This is a genomic window from Lysinibacillus sp. FSL M8-0337, from assembly GCF_038593855.1.
In the GTDB taxonomy this organism is placed as follows: Bacteria; Bacillota; Bacilli; order Bacillales_A; family Planococcaceae; genus Lysinibacillus; species Lysinibacillus sphaericus_D.
In genome coordinates, this window is sequence record NZ_CP151996.1 from 3,223,425 (window position 1) to 3,245,053 (window position 21,629).

Below are 21,629 nucleotides of genomic sequence, written 5' to 3' on the forward strand. Positions count from 1 at the left end.
TATGAAAATCGATTCTTCACTTCCATTAGAATATAGTACAGAAGAAAACCGCTTAAAGATTTTTGGATTCTGGGTTTTCCTTGGCGCCGAAATCATGTTATTCGCTACACTCTTTGCTGTTTACTTTGTGCTTCACAATCGCACAGGCAGTGGCCCGAATGGTGCTGAGATTTTCGAGTTAACACCAGTATTACTAGAAACATTCCTACTTCTAGCAAGTAGTTTTACAATCGGTCTTGGCGTTCATGCTATGCGTCTTGGCAACAAAAAAGCAATGATGACATTCTTCATCATTACCCTTATCTTAGGTCTTGGCTTCTTAGCTATTGAGATTGACGAGTTCGTCACTTATGTTCATGAAGGTGCAACAATTACAACAAGTGCATTTTTATCTTCATTAATGACTTTACTTGGTACGCACGGTGCCCACGTAACATTCGGTTTCTTCTGGGGCGTTGCAATTTTAATCCAAGTAGCAAAACGTGGCTTAAACCCACAAACGGCTAACAAAGCGTTTATCTTCTCACTGTACTGGCACTTCCTAGACGTAGTTTGGATTTTCATCTTCAGCTTCGTCTACTTGAAAGGACTGATTAGCTGATGAAGGAACTATTCCCAAAACAACATGTGATGGGCTTCGGCTTCTCACTATTATTAACAATTATCGCTTTAGCAGTTGTGAAATTTGATATGTCTTACAATATGGCATTTGCGATCCTGTTAGTGACTGCACTTGCGCAAGCAACTGTTCAATTAGTATTATTCATGCACATCGGGGAATCTGAAGATAAGAAAACGTTATATACAACAATTTTATATTCAGTATTCGTAGCTGTTGTAACAATCCTTGGTACATTATTCGCAATGATCTGGGGTTACTAATAAAAAGAGCCGAGAAAATGTCCTCATTTTCTCGGCTTTTAAAATACAACAAAAAAGCCAGTCTCGAAAATATCGAAACTAGCTTTAGATTGTAAAAAAATAGTGAACTTGCTCTAGGCTGTTATTCGTTCATTAAATTCGTATTAGCGAACGATTAGCACATCACATGTAGCTAAACGGACAATACGCTCCGCTACTGAACCGATTACCATTTTTTCTAACTGATTTAAGCCCGTTGCACCACATACAATTAAGTCTACAGCAGGCAGTTGCGTAAGAATGCTTTTTGGTGAACCTGTTTCTACAACAGCCAATACCTCTGTTACGCCAGCTGTTTGAGCCTCTAATCTTAACTTTTCGATTTTAGTAAGATGGTCCTCTTTCAATTTCTCTGCATACTTTAAGTCATATGCAGTAATAGCACCAAACGATTTCGTATCGATCACATTCACTAATTGTAATGTTGCGCCATATTCTTTTGCCAATTTTACCGCGCGCTCACACGCTTTCAACGACTGTTCAGAAAAATCTATTGCGACAGCGATTTTTTTATAATTCGTAGCCATCATTAATCCCCCTCATCTTTTCTTACGCATTCAAAGTTTTCTCAATCATTATATCATAAAAGGAATGGATTCCCCCGTCTATCTGTAGGATGACTAGTAAAATAAAGATATTGACCGTCTACTACCATATTTTCAATTCAACTAAGACTAGAGAGTACCTATTCACAATATTCCCTTTCCAAATAAGTTCCAATACGCTATTATGTATGTATTTAACAAAAAAGAAAGCTAAGGAGAGGCTAATGGAAGAAGTGAAAGTCGTCTATGCATTAATCAAAAATACCGATCATCATCTATTAATGGTTCATAATCACGAAGGACATTGGTCACTTCCTGGTGGAAAAGTAGAACTAGATGAAACGCTGATAGAAGCTACAATCCGTGAAGTCCATGAAGAAACAGGCTATCTTGTGGAAGTAGGTAAATTACTCGCAGTAAATGAATCAAAATTAACAAGCAGGAATCATCACGCTTTATTTTTCACTTTTGAAGCGCACATCATAGGTGGGGTAGAAGAAATAGCATTGCCCGATGAAATAAACAACATTGAATGGGTTCCTATCGATATAGCTAATGGTAGAATGCCTTATTATAGTGAAGGAATTGACAAACTTTATGAAAGTCACGCGCTCTACTATGACCAAGGTACAATATAACAAGCTGGCATAACGATACATGACCACTATAAATTAAGAAACTATTTTAAGAAGATTTGTCACTAAGTTTATAGGCATAATAAAAGCCACTACTTTTTAAAAGTGTGACTAGCGTAAAACAATTACTAGTGAAAATAAGGGAGAACTTTATCAGCCACTACCTTTTCACCAATCTCTATCCATTTACTTTTATCATGTATATAGCCATCTTTATCAAGCGGTGTTTGGAATTGGCTCGCTCCCGTTGCATCTAGCAAAGAGCCCTCATCATAATCCAATCCGACGTTTGTTACATGTTTAATAACAAATGGGTTCTGAAAACGAATTTGTGCATCATAAAAATCTAGTTCACCTTGCGTTACAATAAAAGGCACTCGCAAATAGATGGTTTCTCCACCCTCACTCGATAAAATCGTATCAAAACTTCCTTTGTGATACTCCCAATTTCCTCCAATTGTAAACCCATGTCTTTCTATATGATCACGTAAGTAACCAAAGCTTATTTCTTTTCCGACAATATTAGATTCAATTTGTAACAATTCGATACCCTCCTTTGCTGTTGATTGCAGTCTATCCTAAAGACACGAAATACAAACAAGTTTATTCATAGTGTTTTTTATTTCTTTATTTAAGCAAAGTTAAGTTCTCTGTTTGCATAAAACCATTTACAGAAGTACAGATACGTTTTAAGCGCTTCTCTACGCTCCCTATTACCTTTTCTCTTCATATAAAGGGAAAGAATCATTCAATGTTTAAAAGAGCGTACACATGCTGTTAGAAAGCTTCAATGAATGGGCTTATTGTCAGTTATCTCAATAGCATGGAAATTAAAAAAGACTGTAGACAAATCTCAAATTGCTTTGAGTTTGCCTACAGTCTAAAGCATCAATGAAGATGCCTATCGTCAGTTTAATAAAAATTAAAGTTTAACGATGTTTGTAGCTTGAGGTCCGCGTTGGCCTTCTTCTACAGAGAATTCCACTTTTTGACCTTCGTCAAGTGATTTGAAACCGTCACCTTGGATAGCTGAGAAGTGAGCGAATACATCGTTTCCGCCTTCAACTTCGATGAAACCAAAACCTTTTTCTGCGTTAAACCATTTTACTGTACCTTGTTGTGTCATTTAAATGACCTCCATTAATTGTATTTAATAATATCCGATTTCCTCAAAAGAAAAAAATTCACATATTACAAAAAGTACCGAACAAATAACACGATTACTCTTTGTAACATGTGAATTCATTGTTTCTTCGCAAACGATCTTATTAATTTTATTATATACTACAAAATTTCCTTTGTCTAGTGCTAGTATAAACAACTTTCAATTTCTTTATTCATATTCTTTTAAATCTTTTCAAAAGAGGCTGGGACATAACTAAAAAAATTTAAGGAACAGAGGAAAGATGTTCGTAAATTTTTCTATATGGAGAACTTAGCTATTCTTGCTTTTGCAATAAATAAAACATTAGAAGTGTTCACTAGTTGTTGGTAGCGGAGGTGGTGACTCCTGCTCAGAACAGCACACAATGTAAGACGCTGGCATTCCACGCGTTAGCGAGGGTTGCGGCTTACTGTGATGAGCGGAAAGCACCGCTGTAGCGAACAACAATGGCGCAGCAAAAAAGGTGTTAGATTGACTGCAATCAATCTAACACCTTTTCTCTTTTGTCCTAGCTTCTGTTCACTCTTTATTATTTCTCATTAAACCATAATTGGTCTTGATTATCTACATCACCGTTATAATTAATACATATTTCTTCCCCAGCCTTAATGTCTTTGAAAGCAAAGAAATCAAATGTCTGGTTTCTAAAATTAATCTCATAGGTTGCATTTGGTTCATAAGAATGGTTAAACAACATCCCATAGCCAAGAAGAATTGCAGATTGACCTATTCCATATTCAAAAGCATAATCTCCAAGCAATGTTTGCTCGATATATTGATGCTGTTCATTTGGATAAGAAATGACTGGTGCTTCATGCAACAGCTCTCCTTTTTGGATATCGCACGTAGCAAATACCCCTCTATTGAATTCTCCATCACTTAATGGAGATGTTTTAATTTCTATCATATTCGTTCTCCTACTCACTATTAAAATATACTTACAACTGTACCATTAATTTAGTCCATGAGCTCATTTTTTTAATCTTTTGGGCAATTTTTTTCAATTTAAATCCATTTACGGTCTTTTAAAAGACAAAAAGATTAGGTAATCTAATGCATCTGGTTATCTAATTTTATTTCAAAAAAATCGTGTAGCACATCGCCATTCAAATGCGCTACACGAAATATATTTTGTAAAATCAATTTTTAGCATTGTTTTTTAATAGATGATTAAGTATAACCACTATGATTATTAAGCCAATAAAAGTACCTGTATTATCTGACTCAATGGCAAAAAATGTAGGAAGAACAAATAAATTGAGTATAAAGATGAATGTCGCCATTATCAATAAAAATCGATATATCATTTTATTAATCGCTCCTTACTGTCCCAAAGCATAGTTATCAGCGCTTTAACAAGGTCTAGCTTAGACTTATTGAACCCAATAATCGTAACGACCCTTCACTAATCCTTTAGCAATAATATAATCTCCTGCGATTACTACATTGTTAAATGTTTCATAACCACCTGTTATATTTAAAGATAAGTGCTCATATATTTTGGTCACTTTTTGCTCATTTCCATTGATATAAATTGTATCATTTACTTTTAGCGGGAACTGAATCGTTATTTTATGATCGTGTAATTCACTTGCTAAATGATAAGTTAGCTTATTATTTACAAGTGCATAGCTAAGAACTCCTGCTAGTTGTTTGCCTCCACTAATTTCATCATCATTTACTAGTTGCATATAGCCTTGCCAGCGATTACTAGCAGTCGGTGAAAACTCGGCTAAATAGTAATCTGGGGCTGTTTGTGATAAGGAAATCTTTTTCGTTGCATCAAATAAAATGTTCGACGGTTCAGCTAAACTTAGTAGCTCCTTGTCCATGATTGGCGTTTTAGATAAAGCACTTGCAGGGAGGTATCCATATATTTTATTTGAAGACACGTAGGCACGACCATCTGCTGTTGTGAAATAGACTGCAACAGATGTGCCCGTCTTTAATGATTGACTTTGCCAGCCAGGACGAACGGATACATCAACATTTTCTTTTACATATTGAATAGTTCCTTCAGGTAAATTGGAAACATAGTCTTGCGGTATATATCCCCATACATAATCAATTGTCGAATCCGTTCTTGGATTGTATTCTACTTTTACATAATCTCCACTTAGCTCGACTACTTTAAAGACAGTTCCATATGGCGTATGCATAATAGTTTTTGCTGAACTATTCGGGGCTTCTTTAATAGAAACGCCTTTTGCTGAGCTTGCAAATATAGGTGTGCCAACCGTAAACTTTTCACCTGCTACTTGTTGTTGAATAGCTAACGGAACATCCTTGTAAATCACTAAATTGGTTGCTTGTACACGATAGCCGCCACTCATCTTGTATACTTTGCCAACAGTTGAATACTCGTGGCCGTACACACGATAAAATTCCCCTTTCTTGACAACGAGTGAGGTGAACGTGCCATCAGCATTTTTTTTATATATTTTCACATCTTTTGAAAAGGTTAATTTACCTGTTTGCCCTTTTGTAATTTCCGCACCATCCCAAATAACCTTTGCTTCTGTATTTGATTGAAAGCTTAAGCATATTATTAGCGTAAAGAATACTATCCATTTTTTCATAAACACCATTCGCTCCTTTTAATCTATTTGTCTATCTCCATTGTTTTGTTCAACCGTATAGTCGCCATACAATTATAGTAATTGTTACAGCAAAGGCTTCCTCAAAAGAGAAAGCCTAGCTAACAAATTTTAACCGTTAATGAATAGGGCGTACATCAGTTAATGGTAAGCCATTGCGCTTTAAATGCTGCGACAGGCAGTGGTCGGCTAAACAAATAACCTTGCGCATAGTCACAGCCAATTTCGGCTAAGAATTCGTATTCTTCCTCCCCTTCTACTCCTTCCGCTATTACTTTCAAATCGAGCTGCTTGGCTATCGCTATAATGGTTTTGACAAGCGCTTTGTTTTCATCATCTTGGTTCATCCCAATAACAAATGATTTATCAATTTTTAAGGAATCCAATGGATATTTATTTAAATAGCTAAGCGATGAATAGCCTGTGCCGAAATCATCCATTGATAGACTGATTCCTAGTTTTTTCAATGCATATAATTTTTCAATCATTGACTCAGCGTACATCGCAATACTCTCCGTAATCTCCAACACAACATAGGATGCATCGAATGATGTATCCTCTATTGCTTGCTTTACACTTTCTACAAATGTTGATTCAAGTAGCTGCTTCACCGATACATTAATACTTATTTTTAAAGGCTTATTTGTTTCATTGTGCCAGCGGGCAGTTTGTGCAATGGCTGTCGTCAATATCCATTTACCTATCGGAATAATCATCCCTGTTTCTTCCATAACTGAAATAAATTCATCTGGGGTAACTTGACCAAGCACCTCATTATTCCATCTAATGAGTGATTCCATAGCAATAATTTCATTCGTTTTCACATCAATAATAGGCTGGTAATAAAGCTCAAACTCCTCATTATCTAATGCCGTTCGTAATTGCTTTTCAATCATCATCTTGCGGTAGAAGTGTTGTTGCATTTCTGAAGTAAATAATTGATAGTTATTTTTCCCTCGTTCTTTTACGTAGTACATGGCTGTATCTGCATGCTTAATCAATGTATTCGCATCATACCCATCATTAGGGAAAGTGCTAATACCAATACTCGGTGTAATGAAATACTCACTTCCATCAATCCAAAACGCTGTATTAAATTGACATAACAAATCTTTAGCAAATCTCTCACTTTCACAAGCATCATAATAAGGCAGTAAAATGGTAAATTCATCTCCACCGAGTCGATAGATCGTTGCCTTGCTATGTTTTTCTTTTAGCAATATTTCAATACGCCTTGATACTTCAATCAATAAGAGATCACCCACATCGTGCCCAAGTGAATCATTAATATATTTAAAACGATCGAGATCAAAGAATAATATGGCATTTTGACTTCCTTCAAGTTTTGCTTGTTCTAAAAGCGCTATTAAATCTTCATTGAACATCCTTCTATTTGGTAACCCTGTTAATGCATCATGATTAGCTTGAAACTTGATTTCATCTTCATAGCGCTTGCGTTCCGTAATATCAGTGGAAACTGCCAGTAATGTAGCACTATCATTGATATGAATCGGAACTTTGACCGTTTGTACCCATACAACTTCCCCGGAAGCAGATGTAATAGCTTCTTCTTTTATAAAATACTTTTCTGGCAACTTAAACATATTGTCTGGATTGTTGCAATCTTCTCCATCAGTGAAGTCAGCTAGTAAATCTCCGTCCGTTTTCCCAATCATATCTTGAAAGCTCATGCCCATTAACTGTGCATAAGATTTGTTCATTAACGTATAACGACCACTTTCATCTTGCGCATAAATATAATTCGGATTTAAATCAATGACCCTGAATAAAAACTGCTTTTGCTCGTATAGCTTTTTATTCATATTTTTGACGATTTCAAGGTGCATTCTACTCGAAAGAATCAAGATAGAAATCGCAAAGACTAAAATAGCAATCGAGCTTGGGTACAATCTGGAAGTTGGAAACATATTTAAATAACCAATAGCAAAGCCGATGGACGTGAAAATAGTAAAATAAAATAAAAAAGAACGTTCACTTTTATGTTGTACATCTAAACTAATCAACAAACAAATAATAATTGTGACGATAAATAGAAATACATTAAAATTAAAAATCCATGATAACTCTCCATCAACAGGAAAGTAAAAAACACTTGTATCCATTTGAATAAGTTCTAATCCACGAATACTTTTAGAGCTCCATCCTATTATGTAAACAAATAAAGCAAACGCATAAGAGATGAACACAGTAGTCCGATTAACAATAGACCCCCACTTTTTTTGATACTCCGATGGGAGCATTTCTTGAACAATCGTATATCCAACATAAAAAATGGTTGGTGTTAACATAATTGACCCAAATCGAAAAAGCTTGAAAAAGAACATAATGGTCTCTTGGCTAAACATTTGAACAGCATATAAAAATGAAACATCTATGTGCCAAAAAGACGCCAAAAGAAGAAATAGAAAAATAATTTTGGATAGTTTATTTTTTTTGAATAACACTAAAATCGTAATTCCAACACAAATGGGAATACAAGATAACAAAAGTAAAAAAATAAAAAACATATAAAGAGCCTCCTAAGTATGTGTCAGTAATAAACAAGCATTATTCCCGCTACTTCCATGAGTAGTAATACATACAGACTCTACCGCTTGATGCCTCGTTTCATAAACAATCGGTATATCTTCAAATCCATGCCCTAATGTTTTAATCGTTGGCGGGATAAACCCATATTCCATTGACAACAAAGCGGATATGATTTGCATTGCCCCCATTGCGCCAAACGTGTGACCGATCATTCCTTTAATAGAAGTAATGGGCACATTTGATCCAAATGTTTCTTTTAAAATAAATCGTTCAATTTGATCATTCAATGCTATGCCTAATGCCTGACTATTTATATAACTTGGTCGTGTATCCCCAACCGTCTCTTGAAAAACCTCTAACATATGTCTACCAGTACTATCAGAATTTAATAGTTTCTGCCCTTCATTTCTTGAAATAACCCGTTCAACCTTCCCGTAAATGCTCTGTCCTCGTGCATTTGCGGTTTGTTTACGTTCTAAAATCATAACGCCAGCTCCTTCGGATAAAACAAAGCCTTGATGCAGCGTTGAAAAGGGAACACCCGCTTTTTCGATTGAGCTCTCCGTTGAAAGAGACCTCAATTTTTTAAAGCCATTAATTGTCCATTGGCCTAAAGGAGCCTCTGTTCCTCCTACAATGCAAGCATCGACACTTCCAGACTGTAATAATTGTTTCCCTATTAAAATAGCATCTAAACTAGCACTGCAACCAGTTGTGACGGTAAATGCCGAACCACACGATCCGATAGCTTCTGCAACAGAGCTCGAAAGCGTATGGGTATCAACAAGTGCAACTCCATGAATCGGGAATTTTCTTAAATCAAAACCATCCGCGGCATATTTTTCAATTTCCAAAATCGCTCCAGCGGATGTCCCCATAATGACAGCAATTCGATGTGGTTGAACATCTTTTAAATTTGCCATTTCGATTGCATCCAATGTCGCGGCAATTGCCATTCTTACAGAACGTGGATGTCGGCGATAATTTACGCCATTAATCTCCTGAAAGTTCTGATCAATTACGCCCGCAACGATATTGGCTTGAGGCTGATGCGCATTGTTTAAAACACGCTGTGTACAAATACCTTTTTCTAATACATTTAAAAAACTATGTTTATCTAAAATTCCAGGAGCTTTAATGCCATACCCTGTTATGACTATGTCGTCCAATACTATCACCTTCACGAATTAACTTTATTTTATTATATACAACTAAATCAGACATAGCCATATTGGCAAGCCTTAAGTTCTAAATAGGTGATTGAAATGGATATTTTGTATCACATTTAAGCAAAATCTCGTAATATTTTAAGCAAGGTTTTTCTTTTCATCTAATATTTTACAAGGAAGAATAACATTATTTGTGGAAGTACTAGTATTAATTGACGATTTTGTGGTTATATTCAACCCACTTTTCCATTTCTCGCTCAACGGCTCGATTTTGCCATTCAAACCAAATGCCACTACATTCACTGCAATGACTTTCTACTCCGCTTTTATTGTGTCGATCTTTACATGTAAAGACCGTCTTTTTACGACAGCTATAGCAGTAAATTTCTTTATCTTGATTAAATATCACAACGATCAACTCCGACTTTTTCTTAAAGTACTTTCCAATTACTATGCGAATTATTCGTTACGTTGATTTACAACTGACACTAGAATGTCCTCTATTTTGTTTTATCATGTCAACAGCAAAAGCCATTCTAACCGTCGGATAATGGTTAGAATGGCTTTTTAAATATAGGTATAAAAGCTGCATAACTTTTCTATATTACTTTGCACTAGGTGGAATAATCTCTGCAATTAGTAGGAGAAAAAACACCAGTCCAATTAAGCAAAATAATACCGAAGCCAAAAATATCGGACCTTTCTTGGTAGTAAATCGCTCGCTTTTGTGAATGATTCCTGTTTGCGCAGTAACTTGAACTTCATTGTATCTAGCCATTGGTCCACCACTACTCAAAAAGTAAAAAATTCCGCCAGCAATGGCAAAGCCAACAAAAAACATAATTTCGATAAATCGAATAGAGAAAAACGATGCAATCAAATAAGTAATGATTCCTTCTACAATCAAAGTGACTAGCATAATAAGTACATCTTTCTTTCGCATATGCCTAACTCCCCTTCTTTATCTTTTTCTCCATATACGATTAAAACACAGAAAAGTTCCAATTTTAAACAAATAATGTAGCTTTGTACTAAAAAAGCACTTCATCCATAAAAAATGGCTTTGAAGTGCTTTACATAAAGTGGCAGATACTTTATTTACTAGCTTTATAAGCACTTAGGAATTCTTTTACCTTTGTGCTATCTGCTGTTAGTGTTAGACCTGTATCAACAAGTGGGGAAACTGTTGAAACGGCTGGTTTTTTATTACTTTGATAGAAACTAATAAATTCATCTTGGTTAATCGAGTAAAGGATGGCTTTACGCAAGTCTGCAGATTTCGAAACTTCACGGCCTTTTGGATTGATTAGTAAATAGGATACGGCATTACTATCCGCTGTTTTTAACGCTAAGTTTGCATCACCTTTTACAACATCAATTTTCGTTTCAGGCACAGATTGTAATACGTCAATTTCACCATTACGTAGAGCAGAAAGTGCTGAGTCATTATCTTCAATGAATCGAACGTTAATATGATTGATTTTCGGCTCGTTTTCAGTCCCTACTTGGTAAGCTGGGTTTTTGACAAACGTTGCTTCATAATCATTTTTTTGAACTAAAATGTAAGGTCCAGATGCCGCTAAATGATTGGCATATGTTGCCCCTTCCGTTACAGTAGCTTGGTCACCGTATGCCACATTTACATTTGGGTCATAACTTGCTACGTCAAATGTATTGACTGCTTTAACTGCCGCTTCAGAGACAATTCCGCCCGATTGGTGAGCTAAATAGTTTAGCACTTGTGGGAAAGGATTCGGTGTTGTTATTTTCACAACTTGATATTTACCTGCTGCATTGTCTACACTCGCTTCGTCCGTTACAACTTGTGCAATCGCTGCAGGAAGTTTAGCCGATAATTCCTCTAAAACTGATTGACCGTCAGCTGTTTTCACTGCTTCAAGTGCAGTCAAATCTGAAACAATTTCTACAGAATCAATATTCTCATGAATAGAGTATGTGCGGTGATCTGGTACTGAATTTTGATCTTTTGCGCGTTGTAAAGAGAATACAACGTCTTCAGCCGATACTAAATCGCCAGTATCTACCGCTTTGCCATTTTCCACCTTAGCAAAATTGATATCATCGCGTAAGACGAAATAGTATTCTTTGTTATTTTCGGAAATTGCGTGATTATAAGATAGTGAACCATTAGAAACGACCTCATCTGTATCAGATAAATTCACTAATCGTACATACATATTTGTATTTAATGTATTAATGGAACCGTCATTTCCTTTTACCGGGTCAAGAGAAGTTAAGGAAGCAATCCCTTGATGTAAAACTAATGTATCTGTTGCATTTTTAGCGGTATCATTAAATGAAATTGTTTCCCATGCTTGTGCACGTGATTTTGGTAAACGGACAGTGTCTGGATTTACTTCTTTTGCATAAATTCCTTGGAACTTTTGAGAAATATATAATGGTGCAATATACGCATTATCAAACACTAGTGCTTGCTCTAGCTCTTTATACTTCTCTTTTGCAGCATCCCCCGTTAACGTACTTGCTTCATCTATTAATTTATCGACAGTGGCATCGGCAGTCTCACTGTAATCTCCACCTGTTTTAAATAATCCTCTTACTGCATAGTCTGGATTGCCGGTTACAGTTGTCCAGCTAGATATCGCTACATCATAGTTGCCAGCATCTTTTTGTGCCGAGTAAGAACCAAAGTCTGGTTGAATATTTAACTTCACTTCAAAACCATTTTTCACTAATTGGTCTCGTACAATATTCATATCTTGTTCTTGTGAAGCCATCCCTAGCACTTCAAGAACTGGTTTAGTACTAGCTGTTTCTGATTGATTATCTTTATTTTCTACATTTGATTTTGTTTCTACACAACCAGCTAACGCCACCGCAGCAACAGTTGCTGATGTAGCCAATGTAAATAATTTTTTGTTCATCTGTCTTTTCCTCCAATATAATAAGTTAATTTGTTTTCGGATCAAGGGCATCGCGTAATCCATCGCCGAAAAAGTTAAACGATAAGACGAGTAACATAATGCATAACCCTGGGAAAATAGCCACATAAGAATTGGTTTCTAAATACGTACTACCAACTTTTAAAATATTGCCCCATTCTGGTATATGCGGCTCTATACCGAGTCCAAGGAAGCTTAAACTACTAGTCGATATGACCGCTCCGCCAATTGTTAAAGTCGCTTTTACTATCATCGGCGCAAGAGCGTTCGGTACGATATGTTTAAAAATAATGGCGGCATCTGATACCCCTAACGCCTTTGCTGATTCAACAAATTCAAAATTGGCAATTTGCATCACATTGGCGCGCATCGTTCTTGCATAGGTTGGAATAGCCCCCACGCTCAATGCAATAATTAAGTTCACTGTATTTGCGCCAAATGCTGCAATAATTGCAATAGCTAGTAAAATCCCTGGGACAGCATATAAAATATCTAGCAAACGCATGATAATATTATCTGTATTTTTTCCGTAATAGCCTGAAAATGCACCGAATGAGCCTCCTATTACAGCTGGTATAATCGTAGAAAAGAAACCAACGATTAATGAAATTTGAGCACCAAATACGATTCTAGAAAATAAATCTCGACCAAAATTATCAGTTCCGAGCGGATATTCTAAAGAAGGTGTTTGCAGCAAGGCACTATAATTATTTTGCACTGCAAAGTCGTAATCAAATGTCCATGAACTCACGACTGACAGCGAGAACATAAAAATAATGAAGAACATGCCGAATACAGCCATCGTATTGCGCAAGATTTTACTCCATATTTTTTGCCATTTTTCTACTGCCGATGGATCTGTATTGCGCGCTTTTTTAATTAATGTCAAGCCAAGCAGTAATGAAAATAAATTGCCAGTTAGTGTAGGTAAAAGTAACACCACACCAAGTGGTATCATCCATTTTGGCGCATTACTAGCCGTAACGTAACGTGCGACAAGTACAGCCATCACGGCATAAAAGACAGCGAGTGCTAAAAACGCACCCATTGCGAATAAAAATGTATCGACTACATAGGGTTTAAATAAATTCAATGCTGAAATAACGATTATAAAAATTTGTGTAATTAAGGCGTAAATAGCAAAAGTATATTCTGCCGTTTTATTTTTCGTTGCGAGCATAAAACCAAAACCTGCCGCAAAGACATTGCCCACAACGACTGTTAGCATTAATGGGTAACCAAACAGTCGTGTTCGCTTTTGAATTTCCCGTTGTTTTGCTAAATCCTTTTTTATTTGCCACGTTGCGACCCATATATACAAAGTTGTCGTAACGTAAATTATAAAAAACCCAAGGACATAGGGACGCCATACACCGTCAGCAAAATTAAAACTATTTAGTAAAAACAACACTGAAAAAATAGCAGAAAAGACAATGGTAAACTGTGCATTGACATATTCTTGCGTTATTTTCATTAGCAGCTTTACATTCGAGATGAATTTCACACTATCCCCTCTCCTCCTAAGATTTCTTCATTTTTGAACGAATACGTGGATCAAAGAATGCATATAACACATCAATCACCATGTTGACAATCGAAATCGTAATCGCAATATAGACAACCCCTCCAAGGAGTGCCGGTATATCCGGAATAAATTGTTTATCAACGATATAGCTCCCAATACCACTGATGTTAAATACTTTTTCCGTAACAGAAGCACCGCCAAGCATACCACCAAATAACAGACCGATTACCGTAACAATAGGAATCATTGCATTGCGAATCGCATGCTTTGTGATAACCTTGCGCTCACTTAATCCTTTCGCTTTGGCTGTAATAATATAATCCTCATGAATCACTTCAAGCATGCTCGACCTTGTCATGCGAGCAATCGATGCTGTAATAGAAGTACCTAATACAACAACTGGCATAACAATGGATAACCAATTATTCGGATTATACGTAGCCGGGAACCATTGTAATTTTAATGAAAACGTTAAAATAAAAATCAAACCTTGCCAGAAGCTCGGTATGGATAAACCAATAAGTGCAATCAACATAAATGCATAATCTGCAAAGGAATTCGGTCTTACTGCTGAGATAATCCCAACAGGAATGGCAATTGCCACCGCCATTAGTAATGACAATAGGGCAATTTCCAATGTCACAGGAAATTTATTCATAATACTTTGCGTAATATTTTCCTTACCTTCAAACGAATTGCCTAAATCAAACGTAAACAGCCCAGATAATGAATGCCATAGTTGCACTAAGTAAGGTTGATCGAGTCCATATATTTTATTAAAATTTGCAACTTGTTCAGGTGTAGCCTCAATACCTAACAAATTACGAGCAGGATCAAATGGCGATAAATATAAAATCGTAAAGACTAATGTGGCAACACCAACGATGACAAAGGCACTTTGAACTAAACGTTCAACGATAAACCGACTAAATGCGTTACTACATAAAATAAGGAAAATATACATAAAAACGCCTGGAATAAATGACAAAACTAAAAACAGTGGATTTCCAAGCAGTTCGCTAAAATAACTCTTATAGGAAGGCTTTGCTAAACCATCCTTTGTTAATATTTTTTCTATTTCTCTATGTAGCTTTTGTTCTGTTAATTGATTAACAACTGCATCCAGTTGACGTTCATTCAGCAATTCATTAAAAAATGCAGCCTTTGTTTGTTCCTGTTGCTTATATTCCGCTGCCCAAGCATGTACTTTTCCCTCTGAAATAAATTGTTGTTTCATTTGTGCAAACAACGGCACATATAAATTTTCATTCTTTTTTAACAAATATAAAAAATATGTAACAACATGAACTGGGAATCCTAGTAAAAATAGCGCAATTGAATAACTATGTTTCCTCGTTATCTCACTAAAAATCCGTTTGAAATAATAATTCTCCTCAAACTTTTTAATATTCTGAAAATTAATCATGTATTTCCTCCTTTCTGCGTTTACTATAGTAGTAAGGTATGAAAATCAAACGAAATAATTTACATGACAGGTTATATTGTACAATCCCTACCTGTATAGTATAGTATGTATGAACGACTACATTTCGTCAACAAGAATATTTAAAATTTATAAAAGGATGAGCATAAGATGAGTGAAAAAATTCTTGAAATACAAGATTTACGCGTTTCTTTTATTACGGGAGAGAGTGAATTTGAAGCAGTAAAAGGTGTTAACTTTTATGTCAATAAAGGAGAAACAGTGGGCATTGTAGGCGAATCGGGTAGCGGTAAAAGTGTAACGGCTCGCTCCATTATGCGTCTTCTTCCTTCCCCCCCTTCTTTTTTAAAGTCTGGAACAATTCTTTTCCAAGGGGACAATCTAGTGACACAATCGGAAAAGCAAATGGAAGCGATTCGGGGAAAAGATATTAGTATGATTTTCCAAGACCCGATGACATCCACTAATCCAACCATTCGTGTTGGTGAACAAATTGCTGAAGGTTTAATGAAGCATCAAAAACTGTCTAAAAAGCAAGCATACGAAAAGACGATTGAATTATTAAAATCTGTTGGTATAAAAAATAGTGAGGAGCGTTATCATCAGTACCCGCATGAATTTAGTGGTGGTATGCGTCAACGTGTCATGATAACCATGGCCCTTGCCTGTAACCCTGCCCTGTTAATTGCTGACGAACCAACAACAGCTCTGGATGTCACTATCCAAGCACAAATTTTAAGCATTATGAAACAAATGCAAGAGCGTCTAGGGACATCTATCATCTTAATTACGCATGATTTAGGTGTAGTTGCCGGTATGTGTGATCGTGTCATTGTCATGAAAGAGGGAGAAATCGTTGAGGAAGGCACTACAGAAGAAATATTTGCTAATCCACAGCACCCCTATACAAAGCGTCTGTTACACGCTCTGCCAAAGCTTCATGAAAAAAAAGAACCGAAACAGCCACCCCATCTAGCACAAGATATAGATTTAACTGTACCGCTTATTGAAGTTCGCAATTTATCAAAGCATTTCGATTTAAAGAAAGGTGAGCTTTTAAAGGCAGTCGATGATTTATCATTCCGTATTTTCCCTGGCGAGACATTGGGGCTCGTTGGTGAATCTGGTTCAGGCAAATCAACAACCGGGCGTACGATTTTACAGCTCCATGAACCAACAGACGGTGAAGTGTTGTATAAAGGGGTACCTGTTACACGCTTATCTAAAAATGAGTTAAAAAGTATGCGACGTCATATGCAAATTATTTTCCAAGACCCCTATTCATCACTAAACCCTCGTAAAAAGGTGCTGGATATTATCGGGGAAGCGCTTGATGTACATAAATTAACGACATCAACAGAACAACGTCGTGCACGAGTTGAAGAATTACTCGAACTAGTAGGCTTAAAAAAGGAACATGCTTTACGCTACCCTCATGAATTTAGTGGCGGGCAACGTCAACGTATTGGCATTGCACGTGCTTTAGCTGTCGAGCCAAATTTTATAGTATGTGATGAACCACTGTCTGCTCTAGATGTTTCCATTCAAAAGCAAGTAGTGGATTTACTGAAAGACTTACAACAACGTTTAGGTTTAACCTATTTATTTATCGCCCACGATTTGTCGATGGTCAAACATATTAGCGATCGCGTTGCCGTTATGTATGGAGGAAAAATTGTAGAATTAGCAGAGAGCGAAGAGCTGTATGCCAATCCACAACATCCTTATACAAAGATGTTACTACAGTCTATTCCGATTCCAGACCCAGCCATTGAAAAACAAAAGAAACGCCAAGTCATGACCGAGGAAGAGTTGATGGTGAACCGTTTTAACTTAGACAATACACAACTTGTGGAAATTTCTAAAAATCACTGGGTCGCAATGTAACCAGTAACGAACCGAAGAACAAATGGTTTTTGTGGCGATTTCATTATTTTTCTTACCCCAATGGATAAACACCCCTCCACTTCTTTATAGTTTACATACTATATATTGAAGAAAGGAGGGATTTTCCATGGGATACTTCGGCGGAAATGTAGGGGGCAGTTGGAACAACAATTATTGTGGTAACTATGAATACGGTAATAACAATGGCTATGGTTCAACATTCGCTCTAATCGTTGTATTATTTATTCTTTTAATTATTGTTGGCGCTACTTTCATAAATAGCAAAGAAGACTGCTAATTCTAACATACAGATTGATCGCACCTCTCTTTAAAAAGGGTTATGCCCAGCCTAGTGACCCTTTTCATTGTTTTTCAAAATAGACGAGCTGGTTGAAATACTATCTTTACATTTCTCACTAGCTCCCGCTTTCATATGAAAGAAACAGTCACCCTGCTAATTTGCATGGATGACTGTTTTCGTTATTATGATAGCTTTAATACTGTTACCCTTCATTTGGGCTCTCCTTTGGTGATTAGCCCTCAAACGCTCGTAAAAAGAAATTTTAGTTTTAACCATGTTATATGAATGATTGGATATAAAAAATCGCATGCTTCATCCGTTTCAATCTATTAGGAGCATACGATAGTACGCTATGATTTTTTATGAAATCCTGACGCTACGTATCTTTTCAGCTCTTTTTAAAACAAAGGTTTCACGCTGTAGCCATCGGTTGTTCTCTAATGTATTCCCCAAGTTTTCATTTTGTTTAATTGCTTCATCAATTAATACCCATTTCGGAGTAAATTGCAGTTCAGATTCGTATGCTTCTAGTTGCTGTGCTATCATCCTTGTACCATTTAATTCACAAAGATAATAATGGGATGTCATTTGGAATAATGTGTTGTCGTCATCATCATCCACTTTCTTTTCATAAATCAAGCCCAGCTTGTTATAAACATAGCAATTCACATAACCTGTTTCTTCCCTTACTTCCCGTACTAACCCTTGTAAATGAGTTTCATTGTCCTCTAGTCCCCCTCCTGGAAATTTGTAATCTCCCTTATTTGAATGAACTAGCAAAACTTTATTTTGATTTAAAATGATGGCTCTAACAGCTTCCCTAAAAATTGTATTTGTGCAATGTGTACTATTTGGTTCCTCCTCAAATACTTTGCTGAAAATCACATAACCACTCCCCTTGATACTAAATTGTAATAAATAAAAGCTTTCTAAACAGCATAAACGCTCTAGAAAGCTCTCCGAAGTTTTTTTATATTTATACTTTAAGCGCACCACGGAAGCCTCTTGCAGCATAGTAGGAATCCGCTCCATTGTGGTACATAAAGACTGTATCGTAGCGACGATCACAGAAAATGGCCCCGCCCAGTTTTCGAATATTTGCAGGTGTTTGTACCCAGCTCGACGTTTTTAAATCGAAAGCACCTAGTTCCTGCAATGCTCGGTATTGTTCTTCTGTTAAAAGTTCAATGCCCATAGCCGTTGCCATATCTATCGCAGTATTTTCTGGTTGGTGCTTCTTCCTTGACTCCAATGCTTCACGATCGTAACAAACACTTCTGCGACCTTTCGGGCTCTCCGTTGCACAATCATAAAAAATAAACTCCCCCGTATTTTCGTCATAACCTACGACATCAGGCTCACCGCCAGTGCTTTCCATTTCATTGAGTGACCATAGTTTTTCAGCTTTCGTCTCGAGCTTTGCTTGTACTGAAGTCCAATCAAGACCTTGATGGCGATTCATATTTTTCTCAAATCGCTCTTGCAAAGTTTGAAGTAATTCCTCACATTGTTCGAGTGATAACGCTTTATTTTTCTTTGACATAGTTGTTTCCTCCTTATTATTTCTAACTTTGCTTCATAACCTATTATTTATTCATTATCTAATAAATCTCGTCCTTCAGTAAACCTTCTGAACTTAAAATATACTTTGTCTGCTGTTCAATGCTTGAAAATGATTCGGTAGCAAAAAAAACACCATTAATATGTTCATCTTTTAATCTGGTTTGTAAATTAATATGTTCACTCGTAAATGGGTAATAGATTATTGCGTAAAAGCTAGCATTTGGACAAATTTTTTTAAATTTTCTCGCCTTATTGATGATTTCATCTGCCCTTTTATGGATATCTTGTTTTGCCTCAATTCTTCTGACATCGATACCAACCTTATAGGGCGCATTGGATGGATGTACTGCATCTAATTGAAAGTTTTCCCCATCCCATTCAAACTTAACTTTTTTAAAATCATCTGTTACGGCATTCTTTTTTAAAATAGTAAGAATCGCTTTTTCCCAACTACCTTTAAATTTTCTTATTTCTTTATCTACATAAAACCATCTATCCAATTCACATATTGCAGGAATTGCAAGTTCATTGGGCAACATCGGTTTAATATAACCTGCTAAAATTGCCGCTTTTTCTTTCGGTAACTTATCACTATATGTATCAATAGATATATCTAAATCTCGCTTAATCGCCCTTCCTGCAACATTTACCGTCGCTAAAATGGATTTGACCACGATAGGGTAAGCGCGAAATGCATTCGCTAATTCACCAGCAGTCATATTACCAAAATTAATAAATGGTACTTCTTTTATAAAAATAAAAGGTTCGAATGCGTGTAATAAAGCATTTTCGACAATATTTTGTCTATCTGACACACCATGAACTTGTGCTACTTGTTCTCTATGGCTACTATACTCCGTCAATTTTTCCCCTTCTTTCTTATAAGAACAGCATCCTCATAGTAAATTTTATTTTTCACATATTTCGAAGATTTCGTATTAACATTGGCTAAATGATGTTTCACAACATCTCGTTTAATAATTTGTGCTTCTAAATTAAGGGATTGAGCCATTTCCACATACATTTCTCCTAGTTTAGCTTCTACATCTTTATAATAAGAAGATTGCACCACAAGACAAGCTTTTCCATTTGGTTTTAACACTCGTTTGATTTCATATAATGACTCAAATGCATCTCTAAAATACTGTAGAAATATAGGTAGGTAATAACTTTGGGAGGCTTTTGCATGATGTTCTTTCACCTGTTTTAAAAAGGAACAAATACAACTACCCCATTTTTCGTTTATGTCTATATTTTTATCAGCAATAACAGGAGCTCCCATAGTTGCTCTTCTCACTCTATCAAAATCCGTATCTTGTTTATAGCCTAAAAACAATAGTTCTGGCTTTGTAGAAACAGCGTAATCAATGCGTGTTAAATACGGAGGAGAAGTAATGATATTATCTGCGGTACAATCAGAAAAAATCATTTTTTTACTATCCCCTTCATACAAAGAGGGATAGGAATAGTCACAATTTAAAATATTCGTATAGTATGTTTCTAAGTCTTTTATCATGGCCTTTACATAATGATAAAATAAATGATATGTATCTACTTCGTCAGTTCTCGCTTTACGTATTTCATTCACTAACCATGTTGGATTTTTACCTATCTTGAATTTCCCTACGTACCTTAAACATCTAAATAGAACTGCAAAGTAAAAAGCTCGTATTGTATCTGATAATGGGGCATCCGAAATATCGCTGTGATGCTTACAAACATCGTCGATAGCTAGTTGAATTTTATTTAACACATTTAGATGTTTATCACTTACAAATTCTAATGTGTCTTCATTATTTAAAAATTCATCTTCTGCAAGTTTCACATGACTAGCAGTTTCCTTAATAGCATTTCCGATACTATCCAAATTCAATTCAATTAAATTTCTAGTTTTAGCTTTCGAAAAAATGACCATCACTGGGTTGATATCTATACCAAAAGATTTGATTCCTCTCTTTTGGCACACTAAAGCCGTTGTCCCACTACCCATCCAAGGATCGAGTACAATCGAGCTCTCATTAGCTCCTAAATAATCTAGCATATCCTCCACAAAGTATTCAGAGTAACTAGCATAATAGGGATGCCAATTGTGAATACCATTCCGTTCATTTTTTCCTCTTTTAGCTGACCTTATATTTTCTGTTAACATTTACTGACACCATCCATTCAAACGCCATGTATTATTAATAATTTTAACTAACCTCTAACCATTAGTAAGAAAATCACGTGTAATTCATGTATTTGCTAATTCTTATAGAAGGCAAATGCTGCTAACTTAAAGCTATTTTGTGCTGTAAAAACCATTAACTTACTAAACACAGTACACAAATTTTATAAACAAAATCCATCCTAGTCAATTTCAAATAAATACGACGTAAAAATTTTATGATCTTTCGTAAATGA

Annotated in this window: 21 protein-coding genes; 5 read left to right on the forward strand and 16 right to left on the reverse strand. The window is 36.0% G+C overall.

What is annotated here, in order from left to right:
* Position 1: 1 nt before the first annotated feature.
* Together qoxC and qoxD are read left to right on the forward strand one after the other, a co-directional pair.
* Entirely contained in the window at positions 2-601 is a 600-nt protein-coding gene (gene qoxC / locus MKY08_RS15585) for a cytochrome aa3 quinol oxidase subunit III (RefSeq protein WP_069508638.1), read from the forward strand.
* Entirely contained in the window at positions 601-882 is a 282-nt protein-coding gene (gene qoxD, locus MKY08_RS15590; protein WP_069508640.1) for a cytochrome aa3 quinol oxidase subunit IV, read from the forward strand. The genes qoxC and qoxD overlap by 1 nt, the downstream gene beginning before the upstream one ends.
* Positions 883-1,025: 143 nt before the next feature.
* Here the strand turns inward: qoxD and MKY08_RS15595 are convergent, their stop codons facing one another.
* Positions 1,026-1,448 (reverse strand): universal stress protein, encoded by a 423-nt coding sequence (locus tag MKY08_RS15595; protein WP_069508642.1) that lies wholly within the window; start codon positions 1,446-1,448, stop codon positions 1,026-1,028.
* A 242-nt stretch (positions 1,449-1,690) separates the two neighbouring features.
* Here MKY08_RS15595 and MKY08_RS15600 point away from each other — a divergent pair, with 242 nt between their 5' ends.
* Positions 1,691-2,104 carry an NUDIX hydrolase gene (locus MKY08_RS15600; RefSeq protein ID WP_069508644.1) on the forward strand — a complete coding sequence of 138 codons (414 nt, stop codon included), beginning with the start codon at positions 1,691-1,693 and terminating at the stop codon, positions 2,102-2,104.
* 125 nt (positions 2,105-2,229) lie between these two features.
* On the opposite strand, the gene MKY08_RS15605 is transcribed toward MKY08_RS15600, so the two are convergent.
* The 11 genes from MKY08_RS15605 to MKY08_RS15655 all read right to left on the reverse strand — a co-directional run bounded on the left by MKY08_RS15605 (position 2,230) and on the right by MKY08_RS15655 (position 15,457).
* On the reverse strand, positions 2,230-2,643 hold the full coding sequence (locus MKY08_RS15605) for a YugN family protein (protein WP_069508646.1): 414 nt from the start codon (positions 2,641-2,643) through the stop codon (positions 2,230-2,232).
* Positions 2,644-3,023: 380 nt separating this feature from the next.
* Positions 3,024-3,227 (reverse strand): cold-shock protein, encoded by a 204-nt coding sequence (locus tag MKY08_RS15610; RefSeq protein WP_024363221.1) that lies wholly within the window; start codon positions 3,225-3,227, stop codon positions 3,024-3,026.
* A gap of 568 nt (positions 3,228-3,795) precedes the next feature.
* The gene (locus MKY08_RS15615) at positions 3,796-4,173 is read right to left on the reverse strand and encodes an SET domain-containing protein (protein WP_069508648.1); all 378 of its coding nucleotides are present in this window, start codon (positions 4,171-4,173) and stop codon (positions 3,796-3,798) included.
* A gap of 466 nt (positions 4,174-4,639) precedes the next feature.
* Entirely contained in the window at positions 4,640-5,845 is a 1,206-nt protein-coding gene (locus MKY08_RS15620; RefSeq protein ID WP_069508650.1) for a hypothetical protein, read from the reverse strand.
* Positions 5,846-6,000: 155 nt separating this feature from the next.
* A complete protein-coding gene (locus MKY08_RS15625; RefSeq protein ID WP_069508652.1) occupies positions 6,001-8,391 on the reverse strand; it encodes an EAL domain-containing protein in 2,391 nt (796 codons plus the stop codon).
* Between the two features lie 12 nt (positions 8,392-8,403).
* A complete protein-coding gene (locus MKY08_RS15630) occupies positions 8,404-9,582 on the reverse strand; it encodes a beta-ketoacyl synthase N-terminal-like domain-containing protein (protein ID WP_069508654.1) in 1,179 nt (392 codons plus the stop codon).
* Positions 9,583-9,790: 208 nt separating this feature from the next.
* A complete protein-coding gene (locus MKY08_RS15635; RefSeq protein ID WP_080653336.1) occupies positions 9,791-9,991 on the reverse strand; it encodes a hypothetical protein in 201 nt (66 codons plus the stop codon).
* A gap of 195 nt (positions 9,992-10,186) precedes the next feature.
* Positions 10,187-10,525, reverse strand: a complete 339-nt coding sequence (locus tag MKY08_RS15640; RefSeq protein WP_069508656.1) for a hypothetical protein — start codon at positions 10,523-10,525, stop codon at positions 10,187-10,189.
* Positions 10,526-10,676: 151 nt separating this feature from the next.
* Positions 10,677-12,488, reverse strand: coding sequence for an ABC transporter substrate-binding protein (locus MKY08_RS15645; RefSeq protein ID WP_069508658.1), 1,812 nt, complete (start codon positions 12,486-12,488; stop codon positions 10,677-10,679).
* Positions 12,489-12,513: 25 nt separating this feature from the next.
* Positions 12,514-14,010, reverse strand: coding sequence for an ABC transporter permease (locus MKY08_RS15650; RefSeq protein ID WP_069508660.1), 1,497 nt, complete (start codon positions 14,008-14,010; stop codon positions 12,514-12,516).
* Positions 14,011-14,026: 16 nt separating this feature from the next.
* Positions 14,027-15,457 carry an ABC transporter permease gene (locus tag MKY08_RS15655; protein WP_069508662.1) on the reverse strand — a complete coding sequence of 477 codons (1,431 nt, stop codon included), beginning with the start codon at positions 15,455-15,457 and terminating at the stop codon, positions 14,027-14,029.
* 168 nt (positions 15,458-15,625) lie between these two features.
* Between MKY08_RS15655 and MKY08_RS15660 the strand changes: the two genes are divergently transcribed.
* Positions 15,626-17,362, forward strand: a complete 1,737-nt coding sequence (locus MKY08_RS15660) for an ABC transporter ATP-binding protein (protein ID WP_069508664.1) — start codon at positions 15,626-15,628, stop codon at positions 17,360-17,362.
* 127 nt (positions 17,363-17,489) lie between these two features.
* Positions 17,490-17,660 (forward strand): YjcZ family sporulation protein, encoded by a 171-nt coding sequence (locus MKY08_RS15665; protein ID WP_081327855.1) that lies wholly within the window; start codon positions 17,490-17,492, stop codon positions 17,658-17,660.
* Between the two features lie 363 nt (positions 17,661-18,023).
* Here the strand turns inward: MKY08_RS15665 and MKY08_RS15670 are convergent, their stop codons facing one another.
* From MKY08_RS15670 to MKY08_RS15685, 4 genes are read right to left on the reverse strand one after another with little or no spacing between them, the layout of a single operon-like run.
* The gene (locus tag MKY08_RS15670; protein ID WP_081327856.1) at positions 18,024-18,677 is read right to left on the reverse strand and encodes an NUDIX domain-containing protein; all 654 of its coding nucleotides are present in this window, start codon (positions 18,675-18,677) and stop codon (positions 18,024-18,026) included.
* Positions 18,640-19,206 (reverse strand): DUF4256 domain-containing protein, encoded by a 567-nt coding sequence (locus MKY08_RS15675; RefSeq protein ID WP_069508667.1) that lies wholly within the window; start codon positions 19,204-19,206, stop codon positions 18,640-18,642. Before MKY08_RS15675 ends, MKY08_RS15670 begins: the two co-directional genes overlap by 38 nt.
* A gap of 58 nt (positions 19,207-19,264) precedes the next feature.
* Positions 19,265-20,089: a hypothetical protein gene (locus tag MKY08_RS15680; protein WP_069508669.1), complete on the reverse strand. Its 825-nt coding sequence runs from the start codon at positions 20,087-20,089 to the stop codon at positions 19,265-19,267.
* Positions 20,086-21,375, reverse strand: coding sequence for a DNA methyltransferase (locus tag MKY08_RS15685; protein WP_069508673.1), 1,290 nt, complete (start codon positions 21,373-21,375; stop codon positions 20,086-20,088). Before MKY08_RS15685 ends, MKY08_RS15680 begins: the two co-directional genes overlap by 4 nt.
* Positions 21,376-21,629 lie beyond the last annotated feature (254 nt).